Here is a 17578-nt window from a genome sequence, read left to right as displayed (position 1 = left end):
CCGGCGACCGGCGGCTCCCGGCGTACCCGTCCCGGTCGCCGCAGCCGCGCGTTGCAGACGTGCGTTGCATAAAACTGCGATGGAACGTATAGTCATGCCATCCAAGAGGAGGGTTCCATGAGGGTACGCGCAGCGGTGGCAGGAGCGAGTGGGTACGCGGGCGGCGAACTGCTGCGGCTGCTGCTCGGTCACCCCGGGGTCGAGATCGGCGCCCTCACCGGCAACTCGAACGCGGGCCAGCGCCTCGGCGCACTGCAGCCGCATCTGCTGCCGCTCGCCGACCGGGTCCTGGAGCCGACCACCGCGGAGGTCCTCGACGGCCACGACGTCGTCTTCCTCGCCCTGCCCCACGGGCAGTCCGCCGCCGTCGCCGAGCGGCTCGGGCCCGACGCCCTCGTCGTCGACATGGGCGCGGACTTCCGGTTGAGGGACGCGGGGGACTGGGAGAAATTCTACGGGAGCCCGCACGCCGGCACCTGGCCCTACGGCCTGCCCGAACTGCCGGGCGGCCGCGCCGCGTTGGCGGGCGCCAAGCGCATCGCCGTGCCCGGCTGCTACCCCACGGCCGTCTCGCTCGCACTCTTCCCCGCGTACGCGGCGGACCTCGTCGAGCCGGAGGCGGTGATCGTCGCCGCGTCCGGCACCTCCGGCGCGGGCAAGGCCGCCAAGCCGCACCTCCTCGGCTCGGAGGTCATGGGCAACATGTCCCCGTACGGGGTCGGGGGAGCGCACCGGCACACGCCCGAGATGATCCAGAACCTGAGCTCCGCCGCGGGCGGCCCCGTCACCGTCTCCTTCACACCGACCCTCGCCCCGATGCCCCGCGGCATCCTCGCCACGTGCAGCGCGAGGGCCAAGGCGGGCGTCACCGCCGAGTCCGTACGGGACGCGTACGCGAAGGCGTTCGCCGACGAGCCGTTCGTGCGGCTGCTCCCCGAGGGGCAGTGGCCCGCCACCGCCTCCGTGTACGGCTCGAACGCCGTGCAGATCCAGGTCGCGTACGACGAGGCGGCCGGGCGCGTGATCGTGATCAGCGCCGTCGACAACCTGACCAAGGGCACCGCGGGCGGCGCCCTGCAGAGCATGAACATCGCCCTCGGCCTCGACGAGGCCACCGGGCTCACTACGATCGGAGTCGCGCCGTGAGTGTGACGGCAGCCAAGGGATTCACGGCGGCGGGCATCGCCGCCGGCATCAAGGAGAACGGCAACCCGGACCTGGCCCTCGTGGTCAACACCGGGCCCCGCCTGGCCGCCGCGGGCGTCTTCACCTCCAACCGCGTCAAGGCCGCCCCCGTCCTCTGGTCGGAGCAGGTCCTCAAGGGCGGGCTCGTCTCCGCCGTCGTCCTCAACTCCGGTGGCGCCAACGCCTGCACGGGATCTCAGGGCTTCCAGGACACGCACGCCACCGCCGAGAAGGTGGCCGACGTGCTGTCCCTGAACGCGGGCGAGGTCGCCGTCGCGTCGACCGGACTCATCGGCGTCACCCTCCCCATGGACAAGCTGCTGCCCGGTGTCGAGAAGGCCGCCGGTGAACTCTCCGCGCACGGCGGCGAGAAGGCCGCCATCGCCATCAAGACCACCGACAGCGTGCACAAGACGTCCGTGGTCACCAAGGACGGTTGGACCGTCGGCGGCATGGCCAAGGGCGCGGGCATGCTCGCCCCCGGCCTCGCCACGATGCTCGTCGTGCTCACCACGGACGCCGACCTCGGAGCCGACGTCCTGGACCGCGCGCTGCGCGACGCCACCCGGCTCACCTTCGACCGCGTCGACTCCGACGGCTGCATGTCGACCAACGACACGGTGCTGCTGCTCGCCTCGGGCGCCGCCGAAGTCACCCCGGAGTACGCCGAGTTCGCCGAGGCCGTCCGCGAGGTCTGCGCCGACCTCGGACGCCAGCTCATCGGCGACGCCGAGGGCGCGAGCAAGGACATCAGGGTCGACGTCGTCAACGCCGCCGACGAGGCCGACGCCGTCGAGGTGGGCCGCTCCATCGCCCGCAACAACCTCCTCAAGTGCGCCCTGCACGGAGAGGACCCCAACTGGGGCCGGGTCCTCTCCGCCATCGGCACCACCTCCGCCGCCTTCGACCCGAACCGGCTGAACGTCGCCATCAACGGCGTCTGGGTCTGCAAGAACGGCTCCGTCGGCGAGGACCGCGAGCTCGTCGACATGCGCTACCGGGAGGTCGTCATCACCGCCGACCTCGCGGCCGGCACCGAGACCGCGACGATCTGGACCAACGACCTCACCGCGGACTACGTCCACGAGAACAGCGCGTACAGCTCATGAGCACTCCCACCGCGCGCAAACACACCGCGCTCCCCAAGGCCCAGACCCTCATCGAGGCGCTGCCCTGGCTGACCCGGCACCGCGGCAAGACCGTCGTCATCAAGTTCGGCGGCAACGCCATGGTCGACGAGGAGCTGAAGGCCGCCTTCGCCCAGGACGTCGTCTTCCTGCACCACGCGGGCCTCAAGCCCGTCGTCGTGCACGGCGGGGGCCCGCAGATCAGCAGGGCCCTCGACCGGCACGGCATCGTCAGCGAGTTCAAGGCGGGCCTGCGCGTCACCACCGAGGACGCCATGGACGTCGTACGCATGGTGCTCGCCGGACAGGTGCAGCGTGAGCTCGTCGGCCTGCTCAACCAGCACGGCCCGCTCGCCGTCGGCCTCACCGGCGAGGACGCCCACACCATCACCGCCACCAAGCACCGGCCCCGCATCGAGGGCGAACTGGTCGACATCGGCCGGGTCGGCCAGATCACCGAGATCGACACGGGCGCCATCGAGGCGCTCCTCGCCGACGGCCGCATCCCGGTCGTCTCCTCCATCGCCCGTTCCCAGGACGATCACCATGTCTACAACGTCAATGCTGATACGGCGGCTGCGGCACTCGCTGCGGCGCTTGATGCCGAGACCCTGATGGTCCTCACCGACGTCGAGGGCCTCTACGAGGACTGGCCGGACAGCGACGAGGTCATCAGCCGCCTCACCGCGCAGGAACTGGAGAAGCTCCTGCCGGAGCTGGCCAGCGGCATGGTCCCGAAGATGGAGGGCTGTCTGCACGCGGTGCGCAACGGCGTCGAGACGGCCCGCGTGATCGACGGACGCGTCCAGCACTCGATCCTGCTGGAGATCTTCACCGACGAGGGCATCGGCACAATGGTCGTGCCCGACCAGGACGACAGCACCACCGACGCGAAGGGGGAGTCATGAGCAACCAGGAGCTGACCGCGCGCTGGCAGGGCGCGCTCATGGACAACTACGGCACGCCCCGGCTGCCCCTCGTGCGCGGCGCGGGCACCAAGCTGTGGGACGCCGACGGCAAGGAGTACCTCGACTTCGTCGGGGGCATCGCGGTCAACGCCCTCGGCCACGCCCACCCGGCGCTCGTCGAGGCCGTGAGCACCCAGATCGGTTCGCTCGGCCACGTCTCGAACCTCTTCGTCGCCGAACCGCCCGTCGCGCTCGCCGAAAAGCTGCTGGGGCTCTTCGGACGCGAAGGCCGGGTGTACTTCTGCAACTCCGGCGCCGAGGCGAACGAGGGCGCGTTCAAGCTCGGCCGGCTGACCGGCCGCCCGCACATGGTCGCCACCCAGGGCGGCTTCCACGGCAGGACGATGGGCGCGCTCGCCCTCACCGGACAGCCCGGCAAGCAGGAGCCGTTCGTACCGCTTCCCGGAGACGTCACGCACGTCCCGTACGGCGACGTGGAGGCCCTCCGCGCGGCCGTCACCACCGACACCGCCTTCGTCATCATCGAGCCGATCCAGGGCGAGAACGGCGTCGTCGTACCGCCCGCCGGCTACCTCAAGGCGGCCCGGGAGATCACCGAGGCCACCGGGACGCTCCTCGTCCTCGACGAGGTGCAGACCGGAATCGGTCGCACCGGCCACTGGTTCGAGTACCTGGCGCACGACGGCGTGCAGCCCGATGTCGTCACGCTCGCGAAGGGTCTGGGCGGCGGGCTGCCGCTCGGCGCGACCGTCGCGTTCGGCGCCGCGGCCGGACTCTTCGGGCCCGGTCACCACGGCACGACGTTCGGCGGGAACCCCGTCGCGTGCGCCGCGGGCCTCGCCGTGCTCGACACCATCGAGGCCGAGGGACTCCTGGAGAACACGAAGCGCGCGGGCGAAAGGCTGCGCGACGGAATCGAGTCACTGGGACACCCGCTGGTACGCCATGTCAGGGGCGCGGGCCTGCTGCTGGGTATCGTGCTCACCGAGCCGCTCGCGCCGCGGGCGCAGCAGGTGGCTCAGGACGCCGGCTTCCTCGTGAACGCGCCCGCCCCCGATGTCGTACGGCTGATGCCGCCGCTGAACGTGCGCGACGACGAGGTGGACGCGTTCCTCGAGGCACTCCCCGGCATCCTGGGCAGGGCTCTTGAAGCCGACGGGGACGGACGATCCGGAGAATGAGACGACGATGAGCCAGGCGCAAGGCAACGAGCACGGCGACCACGCGGGTCCCGCCGTGCCGCAGACCCGCACCGCACGCCACCGCCGGATCGTGGACATCCTCAACCGGCAGCCGGTGCGCTCCCAGAGCCAGCTGGCGAAGCTGCTCTCCGACGACGGCCTGACCGTCACCCAGGCGACGCTCTCCCGGGACCTGGACGAGCTGAACGCGGTGAAGATCCGCAACGCCGAGGGCGACCTGATCTACGCGGTGCCGAGCGAGGGCGGTTTCCGCACCCCGCGCGCGCCGCTCGGGGAGTCGGCCAAGGAGGAGCGGATGCGGCGCCTCTCCGCGGAGCTGCTGATCTCCGCGGAGGCCTCGGCCAACCTCGTCGTGCTGCGCACCCCGCCGGGCGCGGCCCAGTTCCTCGCGTCCGCGATCGACCAGGCCGAACTGCACGACGTCCTCGGCACGATCGCGGGCGACGACACGCTGATGCTGATCAGCAGGGAGCCGTCGGGCGGCCAGGCACTGGCGGACCACTTGCTGCGCCTGGCCTCCAACGAACACTAGGTACCGTTCACGCCCGTTCGGCGCTCCGCGCCCGATGAGCCATCCACGCCGCCACCAAAGCCCCCGACACGTTGTGCCACACGGAGAACACCGCCGCCGGCAGGGCGGCGAGGGGGCTGAAGTGGGCCGTGGCCAGGGACGCTGCCAGGCCCGAGTTCTGCATGCCCACCTCGAACGCCATCGCCCGGGAGGCGGGCGGGCCGAGCCGCGCCAGCTTGCCCGCGCCGTAACCGAGCGCGAGACCGAGCCCGTTGTGCAGGAACACCGCGAGGAACACCAGTGCCGCGGCCGACTTGATGGCCGCGGCGCTGCCCGCGACGACGATCGCCACGATGGCGGCGATGGTCAGCGCGGAGAGCCACGGCAGCGCGCCGAGCACCCTGTCGACGTACCGCCCGAAGAGCAGGCGTACGACAAGGCCCGCGATCACCGGGAGCAGCACGGTCTTCAGGATGTCCGTCACCATCGAACCCGCGTCGACGGGCAGGTACTCGCCCGCGAGCAGCAGCGTCAGCGGCGGGGTGACGAGCGGGGCGAGGACCGTCGAGACGGTGGCGACCGACACGGACAGGGCCACGTCGCCGCGCGCGAGGTAGGTCACCACGTTCGACGCCGTGCCGCTCGGCGCGCAGCCCACGAGGATCACGCCGGCCGCCAACTGCGGTGACAGGCCGAGCGCGTGGGCGATCAGCCAGCCGAGCCCCGGCATGATGACGTAGTGGGCGACGAGTCCGAGCGCGACCGCCCAGGGCCGCTTGACGACGCCCCGGAAGTCCAGCGGGGTCATGGTGAGCCCCATGCAGAACATCACCACACCCAGCAGGTACGGGACGTTCGTTCCCCAGCCTTCGAAGGCGTCCGGCAGGGCGAGGCCGAGCGCGCCCGCGGCCAGCACGAGGACGGGAAAGACGGTGACGGCGCGGCGGGCGGCCTTGTCGGCCGCGCCCGTCCCGCCGACGGCCGAGCCGGTGTTCGTCTGTTCGGATTGCACGCCGCGATGCAACGCCCCGCCCGTGTGCGTGTGCAACCCCGTCTCGATATGTGGTCCCTACACGAGGTGATCGCTGCACGGAGGGCGGCAGGGGCGGCGGCAGTCCCGGGAGCCCGTCGACGACGACCCACGCTTCCCCGAGCCGCTCGGGGGTGACGCCCTTGATTGACGAAACATACGGAGCACTGCATACTCATGCATAACGCAGGGCAGCGCATGAACGCACCGCAAGGAGGGCCCCGTGACCGAGCGCGTCGTACTCGCCTACTCGGGCGGCCTGGACACATCCGTCGCCATCGGCTGGATCGCCGAGGAGACCGGCGCCGAGGTCATCGCCGTCGCCGTCGACGTTGGTCAGGGCGGCGAGGACCTCGACGTCATCCGCAAGCGCGCACTCGCCTGCGGTGCCGTGGAGGCCGAGGTCGCCGATGCCAAGGACGAGTTCGCCGAGGAGTACTGCCTCCCGGCGATCAAGGCCAACGCCCTCTACATGGACCGCTATCCGCTCGTCTCCGCCCTCTCACGGCCCACGATCGTCAAGCACCTGGTGGCCGCCGCCGAGAAGCACGGAGCCGGCACGGTCGCCCACGGCTGCACCGGCAAGGGCAACGACCAGGTGCGCTTCGAGGCCGGCATCGTCGCCCTCGCCCCCGGGCTCAAGTGCGTCGCTCCCGTCCGCGACTACGCGATGACCCGGGACAAGGCGATCGCCTTCTGCGAGGAGAAGCGGCTCCCGATCGCGACGTCCAAGAAGTCGCCGTACTCCATCGACCAGAACGTCTTCGGACGGGCCGTCGAGACGGGCTTCCTGGAGGACATCTGGAACGCGCCGATCGAGGACATCTACGAGTACACAGCGAACCCGGCGGAGCCCCGCGAGGCCGACGAGGTCGTCATCTCCTTCAAGGAGGGCGTCCCGGTCGCCGTCGACGGCGAGCCCGTCACCGTCCTTCAGGCGATCCAGCAGCTGAACGAACGTGCGGGCGCCCAGGGCATCGGCCGGATCGACATGGTCGAGGACCGCCTCGTCGGCATCAAGTCCCGCGAGGTGTACGAGGCGCCCGGCGCCCTCGCCCTCATCACCGCCCACCAAGAGCTCGAAAGTGTGACCGTCGAGCGTGAACTGGCGCGTTACAAGCGGCAGGTCGAGCAGCGCTGGGGCGAACTGGTCTACGACGGGCTGTGGTTCTCACCGCTCAAGCGGGCCCTCGACGGCTTCATCGCCGAGGCGAACCAGTGCGTCACCGGTGACATCCGGATGACCCTGCACGGCGGCCGCGCCGTCGTCACCGGGCGCAGGTCCAGTGAGTCGCTCTACGATTTCAACCTCGCCACCTACGACTCGGGCGACACGTTCGACCAGTCCAAGGCGCAGGGCTTCATCGAGATCTTCGGCCTCTCGTCGAAGATCGCCGCCAAGCGGGACCTCGCGTAGCCGCGCGGCCCGCCGTACCAGCAACAGCCTTGAGGAGCACGTGCAGTGAGCAGCAACAACGGTGACGTCCGGCTCTGGGGCGGACGGTTCGCCGACGGGCCCGCGGAGGCCCTGGCGAAGCTGTCGGCATCGGTCCACTTCGACTGGCGCCTGGCGCCGTACGACATCGCCGGCTCCCGCGCCCACGCGCGCGTGCTCCACACGGCGGGTCTGCTCACCGAGGACGAGCTGACCGGCATGCTGGCCGGGCTCGACCGCCTGGAGGCCGACGTGGCCGACGGCTCATTCGTCGGCACCATCGCCGACGAGGACGTCCACACCGCCCTGGAGCGGGGCCTGCTGGAGCGGCTCGGCCCCGACCTCGGCGGCAAGCTGCGGGCCGGCCGGTCCCGCAACGACCAGGTGGCGACCCTCTTCCGGATGTACCTGCGCGACCATGCCCGAATTCTCGGCGGCCTGCTCGCCGACCTCCAGGGCGCGCTCGTCGGCCTGGCCGAGGCGCACCCCGACGTCGCCATGCCGGGCCGTACGCATCTGCAGCACGCCCAGCCGGTCCTCTTCGCGCACCACGTCCTGGCGCACGTCCAGTCGCTGTCCCGGGACGCGGAGCGGCTGCGGCAGTGGGACTCCCGGACGGCCGTGTCGCCGTACGGTTCGGGCGCGCTGGCCGGGTCCTCGCTCGGCCTCGACCCGGAGGCGGTCGCGCGGGACCTCGGCTTCGAGCACGGCTCGTCCGCCAACTCCATCGACGGGACGGCCTCGCGCGACTTCGTCGCGGAGTTCGCCTTCATCACCGCGATGATCGGCGTGAACCTCTCCCGCATCGCCGAGGAGGTCATCATCTGGAACACGAAGGAGTTCTCCTTCGTCACCCTCCACGACGCCTTCTCGACCGGCTCGTCGATCATGCCGCAGAAGAAGAACCCGGACATCGCCGAACTGGCGCGGGGCAAGTCGGGCCGCCTCATCGGCAATCTGACGGGCCTGATGGCCACGCTCAAGGCCCTGCCGCTCGCGTACAACCGCGACCTCCAGGAGGACAAGGAGCCGGTCTTCGACTCCTGCGACCAGCTGGAGATCCTGCTGCCCGCCTTCACCGGCATGATGGCGACGCTCACCGTCCACCGCGAGCGCATGGAGGAGCTGGCCCCGGCCGGCTTCTCGCTCGCCACCGACATCGCCGAGTGGCTGGTCAAGCAGGGCGTGCCGTTCCGTGTCGCGCACGAGGTCGCGGGCGAGTGCGTGAAGGTCGCCGAGGCCGAGGGCAAGGAGCTCGACGAGCTCACCGACGAGCAGTTCGCCACGATCTCCGAGCACCTCACGCCCGAGGTGCGCACCGTCCTGAACGTGCCGGGCGCGCTGGCCTCCCGCGACGGCCGCGGCGGCACCGCTCCCTCGGCCGTCGCCGACCAGCTCGCCGACGTCAAGGCGGACCTGTCGGTGCAGAAGGAGTGGGCGGGCGCACGCAAGTGACGCAGGGGCGTCGCGGGCCATCAGGGGCGTCGCGGGTTACGTTGACGGGGAACGCCCCTACAACGAGGAGCCCGCGATGCCCTTCGCCCGGCTGGCCGAAGCCACGTCCCCGACCGCGCACATAGGGCTCGGTCTCGCCGCCGTCGGCAGGCCCGGCTACATCACGCTCGGCCGCGACACCGACCTGCCGCACCCCCGCAGCGTGGATGCCCTGCGCGAGCGGACCCTCGAACTCCTCGACGCGGCCTACGCCTCGGGCGTCCGCTACATCGACGTGGCGCGGTCGTACGGCCGCTCCGAGGAGTTCCTCGCCGACTGGCTGCGCGCCAGGCCCGACATCCGCGACGTCGTCGTCGGCAGCAAGTGGGGCTACACCTACACGGCCGACTGGCGCACCGAGGTCGAGGGCCCGCACGAGGTCAAGGACCACAGCCCGGCGGCGTACGCTCGCCAGCGCGCCGAGACCGCCGACCTGCTCGGCGACCGGCTCGACCTCTACCAGGTCCACTCCGTGACACCCGGGAGCCCGGCGCTCACCGACAAGGAACTCCACGCCCGCCTCGCCGAGCTCGCGGCCGAGGGCATCACGGTCGGCCTCTCCGTGAGCGGCCCCGAACAGGCGGCCGCGATCCGCGCCGCCCTCGCCGTGACCGTCGACGGGGAGCCGCTCTTCCGCACCGTCCAGGCGACGTACAACATCCTGGAGACCTCGGCGGGACCCGCGCTCGCGGAGGCGCACGACGCGGGACTCACCGTGATCGTCAAGGAAGGCATGGCCAACGGCCGGCTGGCCGGGCCCTACGCGCCGCCCGTGCTGCGCGAGGTCGCCGACGAGACGGGGCTCGGCTGCGACGCCGTGGCGCTCGCCGTCCTGCTGGCCGAGCCGTGGGCGGGCGTCGTCCTGTCCGGCGCGGCCACCTCGGTCCAGCTCGTCTCCAACCTGCACGCCGCCGCCGTCGACCTGGACGTGAGCCAGGTGGAGCGGCTCGTGGGGCTCGCGCAGGACCCCGCCGCGTACTGGGAGGGCCGCGCGCGGCTCCCCTGGAACTGACGGGTCGCGTCTCCGGAGCAGGCCGCCGACCACGCCGACCAGCTGCGTGAGACGAAAATGTCTCACGCGGCTTAAGCTTGTCTCATGTCAGTCGATCGCGACCAGGTCCTGCGCACCGCCGCGGCCCTGCTCACCCGCAAAGCCACCTCCACCATGGACGAGGTCGCCCGCGCCGCCGGCATCAGCAGGGCGACCCTCCACCGCCACTTCGCCGGCCGCGACGCGCTCGTCCTCGCCCTGGAAGAGCTGGGCCTCCAGGAGTGCGAGGCCGCCCTCGGCCGTGCCGCGCTCGACGAGGGCGGCGCGGGCGACGCCCTGCGGCGCCTGGTGAAGGAGATCGAGCCGGCCGCAGGGCTGCTCGCGTTCCTCTACACGGAGAACCAGCTCTTCGAGGGCGACGCGCAGCACGAGGGCTGGTCCCACATCGACGAGCGGCTCGCCGCGCTGTTCCGGCGCGGCCAGGAGAGCGGCGAGTTCCGCATCGACCTGACACCCGCCTGGCTGACCGAGGCGCTCTACGGCCTCATCGGCTCCGGCGCCTGGGCCGTACAGGACGGCCGGGTGGCCGCCAACGACGTCTCGTACATGATCGCCGAGCTGCTGATCGGCGGCGTACAGCGGAGAGTGGACTCATGACCAGCATCCACCGGCCGACAGCGGCACCGAAGGCGGAGCGCAGCCCCGGCCGCTGGCTCGCGCTCGCCGTACTCGCGCTGGCCGTGCTCCTCGTCGCCGTCGACGCGACCGTGCTCGGCCTGGCGACGCCGTACATCAGCGAGGACCTCAAGCCCTCCGGCACCCAGCTGCTGTGGATCGGAGACGTCTACTCCTTCGTCATCGCGGGCCTGCTCGTCTCCATGGGCAGCCTCGGCGACCGCATCGGCCGCAAGAAGCTGCTGCTCACCGGAGCCGTCGCCTTCGGCGCGGTGTCGGTCCTCAACTCCTACGCCACGAGCCCCGAGCTGATGATCCTGGCCCGCGCACTGCTCGGTGTCGCGGGCGCGACGCTCATGCCGTCGACGCTGGCGCTGATCCGGAACATCTTCCACGACCCGCGCGAGCGCAGCCTCGCGGTCGGCATCTGGGGCGCCATGGCGTCCGCGGGCGCCGCCGTCGGACCCGTCGTCGGCGGCTTCCTGCTCGAACACTTCTGGTGGGGCTCGGTCTTCCTCATCAACCTGCCCGTCATGGCCGTGCTCGTCCTCGTCGGCATCAAGTTCCTGCCCGAGTCCAAGAACCCGGCGCCAGGGCCCTGGGACCTGATCAGTGTCGTGCTCTCGCTCATCGGCATGATCGCGGTGGTGTACGCCATCAAGGAGGCGGCCGCGCACGGGCTGCGCTGGGACGCCGTGGCGGCCGCCGTCGTCGGCGTCGCCGCGCTCGTCTGGTTCGTACGCCGCCAACTCACGCTCCCCGCGCCGCTCCTGGACATGCGGCTCTTTCGCAACCGCGGGTTCTCCGGGGCGGTCCTCGCCGACCTGCTGACCGTCCTCGGCCTCTCCGGCCTGGTCTTCTTCCTCTCCCAGTTCCTGCAACTCGTGCAGGGCAGGCGGCCGTTCGAGGCGGGCCTCGCCGAACTGCCCGCCGCGGTGGGCGCGGTCGGAGCCGGACTGATCGCGGGCATGGTGGCCCGGCGGTTCTCGGTACGGATCGTGGTCGCGGGCGGCCTCGCGGCGGTCGGCCTCTCGCTCGCCGCGCTGACGGGGCTGAGCCAGCACACCGGCTATCCGCTGCTCGGCGCGTCGCTCCTGGTCGTCGGCATCGGTGCGGGCTTCTCGTTCACCGTGACCGCCGACGTCATCCTCTCCAGCGTCCCCAAGGAACAGGCGGGCGCGGCCTCCGCGGTCTCCGAGACGGCGTACGAACTGGGCGCGGCGCTCGGCATCGCCCTGCTCGGCTCCATCGTCACCGGCGTCTACCGCGACTTCACGGCCCCGCCGGGCACGCCGCCCGACGTCGCATCGGCCGCGCACGAATCGCTGGGCGGCGCGGTGGAGTCCTCGGCCGCGCTGCCGTCCGCCCAGGCGGACGTACTCCTTGCGTCAGCCCAGTCCGCCTTCGTGGACGGCCTGCGCCTCGCGGCGGGCGTCGGGGCGGGGGTTCTCCTCGTGACCGCGGTGGTCGCCTGGTTCCTCCTGAAGGACCAGAAACTGGAGGACGGCGGCCCGGGCCCCGAGCACTGACCGCGGGGCGGGTTCGTCACCTGCGGGCCGGTGGGGGCTGGCCGCGCAGTTCCCCGCGCCCCTAAAAGCCCCCGCAGCATCCGGCGACGGTCGGGCCCCTCAGGGGCGCGGGGAACTGCGCGACCAGCCACAGACGACCCGCAGCCGACAAACAGGCCACCCCGGTGCCGGGTGACGTAACCGAGAACGCCCGCCCCGGCACCGGGGGAAAGCCCCGGCCCCGGTGCGGGCGCACCAGTAATCCGCTCAAGCCCCGCAGGGCTACGCGGCTTTCGCCTTAGTCGCGTACATATCCACGTACTCCTGCCCCGAAAGCAGCATGACCTCCGTCATCACGGAGTCCGTCACCGCGCGCAGCACATAGCGGTCACGGTCCATCCCGTCGTACCGGGAGAACTCCATCGCCTCGCCGAAGCGGACCGTCACCTTGCCGGGGCGGGGGAGCCCCTTGCCGCCGGGCTGGAGCTTGTCCGTGCCGATCATCGCGAAGGGGACGACGGGCGCACCGGTCATCAGGGTGAGGCGGGCGATGCCCGTACGCCCCCGGTACAGCCGCCCGTCGGGAGACCGCGTGCCCTCGGGGTAGATGCCGAAGACCTTGCCGTCGTCGAGAACGCGACGACCGGTCATCAGCGCGGCGACACCGCCGCGTCCGCCGTCACGGTCCACCGGGATCATGCCGACGCCGGTGAAGAACCACGCCATGAGGCGGCCCTTGAGACCCTTGCCGGTGACGTACTCGTCCTTGCCGATGAAGAACACCGGCCGGTTGGCCACGAGCGGCAGGATCATCGAGTCGATGAACGTCAGGTGGTTTCCGGCCAGGATGACGGGTCCGGTCCCCGGGATGTTCTCGGCACCTTCTACCCGTGGGCGGAACATCAGGCGCAAGATCGGTCCGAGCACTGCCTTGATGAGCGCTAGACGGGACAACAGGCCCTCCGGTGTCAACGGGTCGACGACGAGTAAGTGCAGGTGAGTACGGTACTCGCGGGCCACCGCCGTTTGCACATCGGGTACATGCACCCGATACGCAGTGTTGACCTGATTTCGTGCGGTGCCGCCCAGGGCCGTCGCCTGTGGGACGACCGTATCCGGGCGGGGTCGCTGTGGCCCGAATCAGTGGTTCTTGTCACGCACCCGCATCGCTCTGCGTGGCGGCCGGCGCGCAGAGGCCGCCACCCCCATGGTGCGCCCACTCGACACGCCGCGTCAGCCCGCCGTTCCTTCCAGGGTCTCCCACAGGTCACTTGTGGCCACCTACGATCAGTCCCGCTTTGTCAGGTGCAAGGCATGCGTACATCGGGAGGAGCGCCAATGGCGACGCAGGAGTCGGGTCAGCAGCAGCCGGGGACAACCCCGGGGCGTCGAGCGGTACTGGGGGCGGCGATCCTCGGCGCGGGCACGGCCGCGGTCGGGCTGCCCGGCGTCGCGAGAGCCGACGAACGGCACGGCGGGGGACAGGGCGGACACGGCGGACATGGCGGATACAAGTCCCTGCCGGTGCCGACCGTCGTCGCGCACCGCGGGGCCAGCGGCTATCGGCCGGAACACACACTCGGCTCGTACCAGCTCGCCCTCGACATGGGCGCCCACGTCATCGAGCAGGACGTCGTGCCCACCAAGGACGGCCATCTCGTCTGCCGGCACGAGAACGACATCACCGCGACGACGGACGTCTCGGCGCGCCCCGAGTTCGCGTCCCGCAAGACCACCAAGTCCGTGGACGGCACCTCGCTCACCGGCTGGTTCACCGAGGACTTCACGCTCGCCGAGCTGAAGACGCTGCGCGCCAAGGAGCGCATCCCCGGCACCCGCCAGCGCAACACCCTCTACGACGGCCGCTGGGACATCCCCACCCTCGAAGAGGTCTTCCGCTGGGCCGAGAAGGAAGGGCGCAAGCGCGGCAAGCCGGTCTGGCTGCACATCGAGACCAAGCACCCCACCTACTTCCGCAAGCTGGGCCTCGGCCTGGAGGAGCCGCTCGCCAAGCTCCTGCGCCGCTACGGCCGCCACAAGAAGAACTCGCCGAACTTCCTCCAGTCCTTCGAGCCCAGCAGCATCCAGCGCCTGGCCAAGCTGGTCTCCGCGCCGCGCGTCGTGCTCCTGTCGACCGCGAGCTCCCGCCCCTGGGACTTCGTCGAGGCGAACGACCCGCGCACCGTCGCCGACCTGATCACGCCCAAGGGCCTGCGGTGGATGGCCGGTTTCGCGCAGGGCATCGGCCCGACCCTCGACCTGATCATCCCGCGGAAGGCCGACGGCAGCCTCGGCACCCCGACCACCCTGGTCAAGGACGCGCACGCGGCGCACCTGATCCTGCACCCGTACACGATGCGCAACGAGAACACCTTCCTGCCCGCGAACTTCAGGAAGGGCACCGACCCGAGCGCCTACGGCGACGCCTTCGGCGCCTTCAAGGCCTACTTCGAGACGGGAATCGACGGGATCTTCTCCGACAACTGCGACACCGCACTGCTCGCGGCCGCGGACTTCGTCAACCGGTGAGGCCCCGGCCCCGGTTGGGGTGATCGACGGCCGCTCCGGAAACCTCGTACCGGAGCGGCCGCGTCCAGGCGTGCATGACCTACGAGCTCCACCCCACCCTCATCCCCTCGCTCCGGCCGCTGCTCGCGGCCGAGGCGTCGGCCGAGGCGCTCGGCTCGGGCGCCGACCCCGGCGACCTCGAACAGGCCGTCTGGCTGCGCCTTCTGGAACGTCTGGAATCCGACGGGCCGCCCGCAGACCCGGCGCTGTGGCTGCGCGGCGCCGTCCAGTCCGAGGCGCGCCGCACCCGGCGTACGAGCCGACGGGAAGCGGCGTACGCGACCGAGCCCCGCGACGACGCCGAGCGGGGCCCCGAACAGCGCGCGCTGACCGCCGACCGGGACCGCACCCTGCACGCCGCGGTGCGCAGGCTGCCCGGCCGCTGCCCCCGCCTCATGGCCGCGCTGCTGTCCCCCGAGGACCTCACCTACCGGGAAATCGCAGGAGAGTTGGGAATGTCACAGGGGAGCCTGGGGCCGGAACGTTCCCGTTGCCTGGGATGCCTGCGCAGAATGCTGGCGGCGGAGGTTGCGGCTCCCACGCCTTGGGCAGTGGAGCGATAGACAACCGGTGGAGCAGGTGAGCGGGAGGCATGCACACATGGGCATGAGCGTGACCATCTCGGCGGCGGCGGCCGACGACACGGACGCCGCCGAACAGATCCTCAAACTGCAGTACCTCTGCTACCAGAGCGAGGCCGAGCTCTACGGCGACTACTCGATCGAGCCCCTGACCCAGTCCCTGGACTCCATCAGGGCCGAACTGGCCGCGGGCACCGTCCTGGTGGCCAAGCTCGGCGACGAGGTGGTGGCTTCCGTGCGCGGCACGGTCGACGCCGACGGCACGGCGCGCATCGGCAAGCTCATCGTCCACCCCAGGATGCAGCGGCACGGCCTGGGCGGGCGGCTCCTCGACGCGATCGAGCTCCGCCTCGGCGAGGGCGGCACGGCCAAGTGCTTCCAGCTCTTCTCGGGGCACCGCAGCGAGCAGAACCTCCAGCTCTACCGCAAGCACGGGTACGCGCTCGTGAGTACGCAGCGCGTGAACGAACGGCTCACCATCGTGACCCTCGCCAAGGACTCCGACACGCGCGCGTACGTGGCGAGCGCCTAGCGATGAAAACAGCGGCCCACAGCCCAAGATCCGCGTCAAGAACGCGGTGAGCGGTCCGCGAGGGCTCAGTGCTCCGTGCGCCGGGCCTTCGCCAGCCAGAAGATCGCCGTCACCGGCAGGATCACCGGGATGAAGAGGTAGCCCATCCCGAAGTCCGACCAGACCGTGGAGTCGGGGAAGGCGGACGGCTCCACCAGCGTCCAGGTGCCCACGCCCAGCACGCCGACCAGCTCGGCGGCGCAGCACACCAGCGCCGCCGTGCGGGCCGCCGACCCGCCGCGCACCAGTGAGTACGTGATGAAGCCGTAGACGAGGCCCGCGACCGCGGACAGCGAGTACGCGAGCGGGGCCTTGTCGAAGTCGGCGGAGATCTGCACGGCCGAGCGGGACACCGCCCCGACGACCATCACGCCGTACAGCCACACCAGCAGGATGCCCGGGCCGGTGATCAGCTTCTGGCGGGTCTCGCCGGGCTCGCTCTCTTCGGTCACCGTCACCTCAGCCTCCCCAGATGTCGTAGAGCCGCACTTCGAGCCCGGCGAGGACCACGCCGCCCGCGGCGACCGTCACGGAACCCCAACGGCTGCGCTCGGCGAGGGACATGAAGCCCGCGGCGGGGATACAGGCGAATGCGCCAAGGAGATACGCCACGAAGATCGTCGTGCCCTGGTCCGCGTGCTCGCCGCGCGCGAGCTGGACGATGCCGGCGACCAGCTGAACGGCGGCCAGGAGGGTCACCACGGCCATGCCGATGAAGTGCCAGTCCTTGGTCGGCTGGTCGCGGTACGCGGCGAAACCGCACCAGGCGGCGAGGGCGAGCGCGGCCACCGAGGTCGCGATCGTCAGGGCAACAAGCATGCTCTTGACTTTATTACGGGACCTCCGGCCCGGTGCGCGCGGCCCTCGGGCCCGTGCACGGCCCGCGGGGACGCCCCGTACGCTCGATGATTATGAAGATCCACGCTGACGCGCTCCTGTTCGACAACGACGGCACCCTCATCTCCTCCATGGAGTCGGTGTACCGCTGCTGGACGCGGTGGGCGCAGGAGTACGGGATCACCGCCGAGGAATTCGGCCGGGTCGAGCTGCACGGGCGCCCCGCCGCCGACATCGCCGCCGACCTGCTGCCGCCGGAGAAGATCGCCGAGGCCGTCGCCCGCATCGAGGAGCTGGAGGTCTCCGACGTCGCGGGCGGTGTCGTGCTGCTGCCCGGCACCCGCGAGCTGCTGGACTCGCTGCCGATGGACCGCTGGGCCGTGGTGACCTCCGCGACGCGCGTCCTCGCCGAGGCGCGGCTCGCCGAGGTCGGCATCCGTCCCGGTCTCGTCATCGCCGCCGACGACATCACGCACGGCAAGCCCGACCCGGAGCCCTTCCTCCTCGCCGCCGGCAAGCTCGGCGCCGACCCCGCCCGCTGCGTCGTCTTCGAGGATGCCCCGGCAGGTTTGCAGGCGGGTCGGGCCGCGGGCATGACGACCGTGGCGTTGGCCACAACGCACGATGCCTGCGAGCTCTCCGCCGACGTGGTCGTCACCGACCTCTCCGTCGTGTCCGCGCAGGCCACGGAGGCCGGCGTGGAGATCGTCCTCGCCGACTGAACCGCCCGTCACCGGCGTCCGCGGCCGTCCCACCGCTGTCCGTATACCGGACAGCGGTGGTGGACACCGACCTCACGCGTGTTTTACTTGGCCCCATGACCACGACGAGCAGCCGCACCCTTGCGACCGAGGCGATCACGACGCCCGGTGCTCGTTGTATGTGTCGAATGTGCGCCTTCTGAGGGCCCCCGCACCACCTCTGAGCCTCGCGC

The 17578-nt window shown here is 71.1% G+C and carries 18 protein-coding genes; 14 read left to right on the top strand and 4 right to left on the bottom strand.

The window, feature by feature from the left end:
• Positions 1-117: 117 nt before the first annotated feature.
• The 5 genes from argC to AB0N81_RS14420 are packed head-to-tail and all read left to right on the top strand — an operon-like array spanning position 118 to position 4975.
• A complete protein-coding gene (argC, locus tag AB0N81_RS14440) occupies positions 118-1146 on the top strand; it encodes an N-acetyl-gamma-glutamyl-phosphate reductase (protein WP_365358138.1) in 1029 nt (342 codons plus the stop codon).
• Positions 1143-2294, top strand: a complete 1152-nt coding sequence (argJ, locus tag AB0N81_RS14435) for a bifunctional glutamate N-acetyltransferase/amino-acid acetyltransferase ArgJ (protein WP_365358137.1) — start codon at positions 1143-1145, stop codon at positions 2292-2294. The genes argC and argJ overlap by 4 nt, the downstream gene beginning before the upstream one ends.
• Positions 2291-3220: an acetylglutamate kinase gene (gene argB / locus AB0N81_RS14430; protein ID WP_365358136.1), complete on the top strand. Its 930-nt coding sequence runs from the start codon at positions 2291-2293 to the stop codon at positions 3218-3220. The genes argJ and argB overlap by 4 nt, the downstream gene beginning before the upstream one ends.
• Positions 3217-4422 (top strand): acetylornithine transaminase, encoded by a 1206-nt coding sequence (locus AB0N81_RS14425; RefSeq protein ID WP_365358135.1) that lies wholly within the window; start codon positions 3217-3219, stop codon positions 4420-4422. Before argB ends, AB0N81_RS14425 begins: the two co-directional genes overlap by 4 nt.
• Positions 4423-4429: 7 nt before the next feature.
• Entirely contained in the window at positions 4430-4975 is a 546-nt protein-coding gene (locus tag AB0N81_RS14420) for an arginine repressor (protein ID WP_365358134.1), read from the top strand.
• Between the two features lie 7 nt (positions 4976-4982).
• Here AB0N81_RS14420 and AB0N81_RS14415 read toward each other — a convergent pair whose 3' ends face one another.
• On the bottom strand, positions 4983-5966 hold the full coding sequence (locus tag AB0N81_RS14415; protein ID WP_365358133.1) for a bile acid:sodium symporter family protein: 984 nt from the start codon (positions 5964-5966) through the stop codon (positions 4983-4985).
• Between the two features lie 241 nt (positions 5967-6207).
• Here AB0N81_RS14415 and AB0N81_RS14410 point away from each other — a divergent pair, with 241 nt between their 5' ends.
• From AB0N81_RS14410 to AB0N81_RS14390, 5 genes are all read left to right on the top strand, one after another.
• The gene (locus AB0N81_RS14410) at positions 6208-7401 is read left to right on the top strand and encodes an argininosuccinate synthase (protein ID WP_365358132.1); all 1194 of its coding nucleotides are present in this window, start codon (positions 6208-6210) and stop codon (positions 7399-7401) included.
• A 45-nt stretch (positions 7402-7446) separates the two neighbouring features.
• On the top strand, positions 7447-8874 hold the full coding sequence (gene argH, locus AB0N81_RS14405; RefSeq protein ID WP_365358131.1) for an argininosuccinate lyase: 1428 nt from the start codon (positions 7447-7449) through the stop codon (positions 8872-8874).
• Between the two features lie 76 nt (positions 8875-8950).
• Positions 8951-9925: an aldo/keto reductase gene (locus tag AB0N81_RS14400; RefSeq protein ID WP_365358130.1), complete on the top strand. Its 975-nt coding sequence runs from the start codon at positions 8951-8953 to the stop codon at positions 9923-9925.
• Between the two features lie 84 nt (positions 9926-10009).
• Complete coding sequence (locus AB0N81_RS14395; RefSeq protein WP_365358129.1) at positions 10010-10561, top strand: helix-turn-helix domain-containing protein; 552 nt, start codon at positions 10010-10012, stop codon at positions 10559-10561.
• Positions 10558-12108 carry an MFS transporter gene (locus tag AB0N81_RS14390; protein ID WP_365358128.1) on the top strand — a complete coding sequence of 517 codons (1551 nt, stop codon included), beginning with the start codon at positions 10558-10560 and terminating at the stop codon, positions 12106-12108. Before AB0N81_RS14395 ends, AB0N81_RS14390 begins: the two co-directional genes overlap by 4 nt.
• A gap of 261 nt (positions 12109-12369) precedes the next feature.
• On the opposite strand, the gene AB0N81_RS14385 is transcribed toward AB0N81_RS14390, so the two are convergent.
• Positions 12370-12990: a lysophospholipid acyltransferase family protein gene (locus AB0N81_RS14385; protein WP_365358127.1), complete on the bottom strand. Its 621-nt coding sequence runs from the start codon at positions 12988-12990 to the stop codon at positions 12370-12372.
• A 435-nt stretch (positions 12991-13425) separates the two neighbouring features.
• Here AB0N81_RS14385 and AB0N81_RS14380 point away from each other — a divergent pair, with 435 nt between their 5' ends.
• The 3 genes from AB0N81_RS14380 to AB0N81_RS14370 all read left to right on the top strand — a co-directional run bounded on the left by AB0N81_RS14380 (position 13426) and on the right by AB0N81_RS14370 (position 15768).
• A complete protein-coding gene (locus tag AB0N81_RS14380) occupies positions 13426-14616 on the top strand; it encodes a glycerophosphodiester phosphodiesterase (RefSeq protein WP_365358126.1) in 1191 nt (396 codons plus the stop codon).
• Between the two features lie 74 nt (positions 14617-14690).
• A complete protein-coding gene (locus tag AB0N81_RS14375; protein ID WP_365358125.1) occupies positions 14691-15218 on the top strand; it encodes a sigma-70 family RNA polymerase sigma factor in 528 nt (175 codons plus the stop codon).
• A 37-nt stretch (positions 15219-15255) separates the two neighbouring features.
• On the top strand, positions 15256-15768 hold the full coding sequence (locus AB0N81_RS14370) for a GNAT family N-acetyltransferase (protein ID WP_365358124.1): 513 nt from the start codon (positions 15256-15258) through the stop codon (positions 15766-15768).
• Between the two features lie 65 nt (positions 15769-15833).
• On the opposite strand, the gene AB0N81_RS14365 is transcribed toward AB0N81_RS14370, so the two are convergent.
• Both AB0N81_RS14365 and AB0N81_RS14360 read right to left on the bottom strand, forming a co-directional pair.
• Positions 15834-16265 carry a hypothetical protein gene (locus AB0N81_RS14365; protein WP_365358123.1) on the bottom strand — a complete coding sequence of 144 codons (432 nt, stop codon included), beginning with the start codon at positions 16263-16265 and terminating at the stop codon, positions 15834-15836.
• 1 nt (position 16266) lies between these two features.
• Entirely contained in the window at positions 16267-16626 is a 360-nt protein-coding gene (locus AB0N81_RS14360) for a hypothetical protein (protein ID WP_365358122.1), read from the bottom strand.
• Between the two features lie 92 nt (positions 16627-16718).
• Between AB0N81_RS14360 and AB0N81_RS14355 the strand changes: the two genes are divergently transcribed.
• On the top strand, positions 16719-17366 hold the full coding sequence (locus AB0N81_RS14355) for an HAD family hydrolase (RefSeq protein ID WP_365358121.1): 648 nt from the start codon (positions 16719-16721) through the stop codon (positions 17364-17366).
• The last annotated feature ends 212 nt before the right edge of the window (positions 17367-17578 follow it).

It is taken from the genome of Streptomyces sp. NPDC093510 (assembly GCF_040683555.1).
Lineage (GTDB): Bacteria > Actinomycetota > Actinomycetes > Streptomycetales > Streptomycetaceae > Streptomyces.
This window is presented reverse-complemented; position numbering and strand designations above follow the sequence as displayed.

Bases quoted from the DNA above. Each gene is read 5' to 3' on its own strand.
- AB0N81_RS14355 (WP_365358121.1), top strand. From the start codon at position 16,719: ATGAAGATCCACGCTGACGCGCTCCTGTTCGACAACGACGGCACCCTC.
- AB0N81_RS14375 (WP_365358125.1), top strand. From the start codon at position 14,691: ATGACCTACGAGCTCCACCCCACCCTCATCCCCTCGCTCCGGCCGCTG.
- AB0N81_RS14380 (WP_365358126.1), top strand. From the start codon at position 13,426: ATGGCGACGCAGGAGTCGGGTCAGCAGCAGCCGGGGACAACCCCGGGG.
- AB0N81_RS14390 (WP_365358128.1), top strand. From the start codon at position 10,558: ATGACCAGCATCCACCGGCCGACAGCGGCACCGAAGGCGGAGCGCAGC.
- AB0N81_RS14425 (WP_365358135.1), top strand. From the start codon at position 3,217: ATGAGCAACCAGGAGCTGACCGCGCGCTGGCAGGGCGCGCTCATGGAC.
- AB0N81_RS14395 (WP_365358129.1), top strand. From the start codon at position 10,010: ATGTCAGTCGATCGCGACCAGGTCCTGCGCACCGCCGCGGCCCTGCTC.
- AB0N81_RS14370 (WP_365358124.1), top strand. From the start codon at position 15,256: ATGGGCATGAGCGTGACCATCTCGGCGGCGGCGGCCGACGACACGGAC.
- argB (WP_365358136.1), top strand. From the start codon at position 2,291: ATGAGCACTCCCACCGCGCGCAAACACACCGCGCTCCCCAAGGCCCAG.
- AB0N81_RS14360 (WP_365358122.1), bottom strand. From the start codon at position 16,626: ATGCTTGTTGCCCTGACGATCGCGACCTCGGTGGCCGCGCTCGCCCTC.
- argC (WP_365358138.1), top strand. From the start codon at position 118: ATGAGGGTACGCGCAGCGGTGGCAGGAGCGAGTGGGTACGCGGGCGGC.
- AB0N81_RS14385 (WP_365358127.1), bottom strand. From the start codon at position 12,990: ATGTTCCGCCCACGGGTAGAAGGTGCCGAGAACATCCCGGGGACCGGA.
- AB0N81_RS14400 (WP_365358130.1), top strand. From the start codon at position 8,951: ATGCCCTTCGCCCGGCTGGCCGAAGCCACGTCCCCGACCGCGCACATA.
- AB0N81_RS14420 (WP_365358134.1), top strand. From the start codon at position 4,430: ATGAGCCAGGCGCAAGGCAACGAGCACGGCGACCACGCGGGTCCCGCC.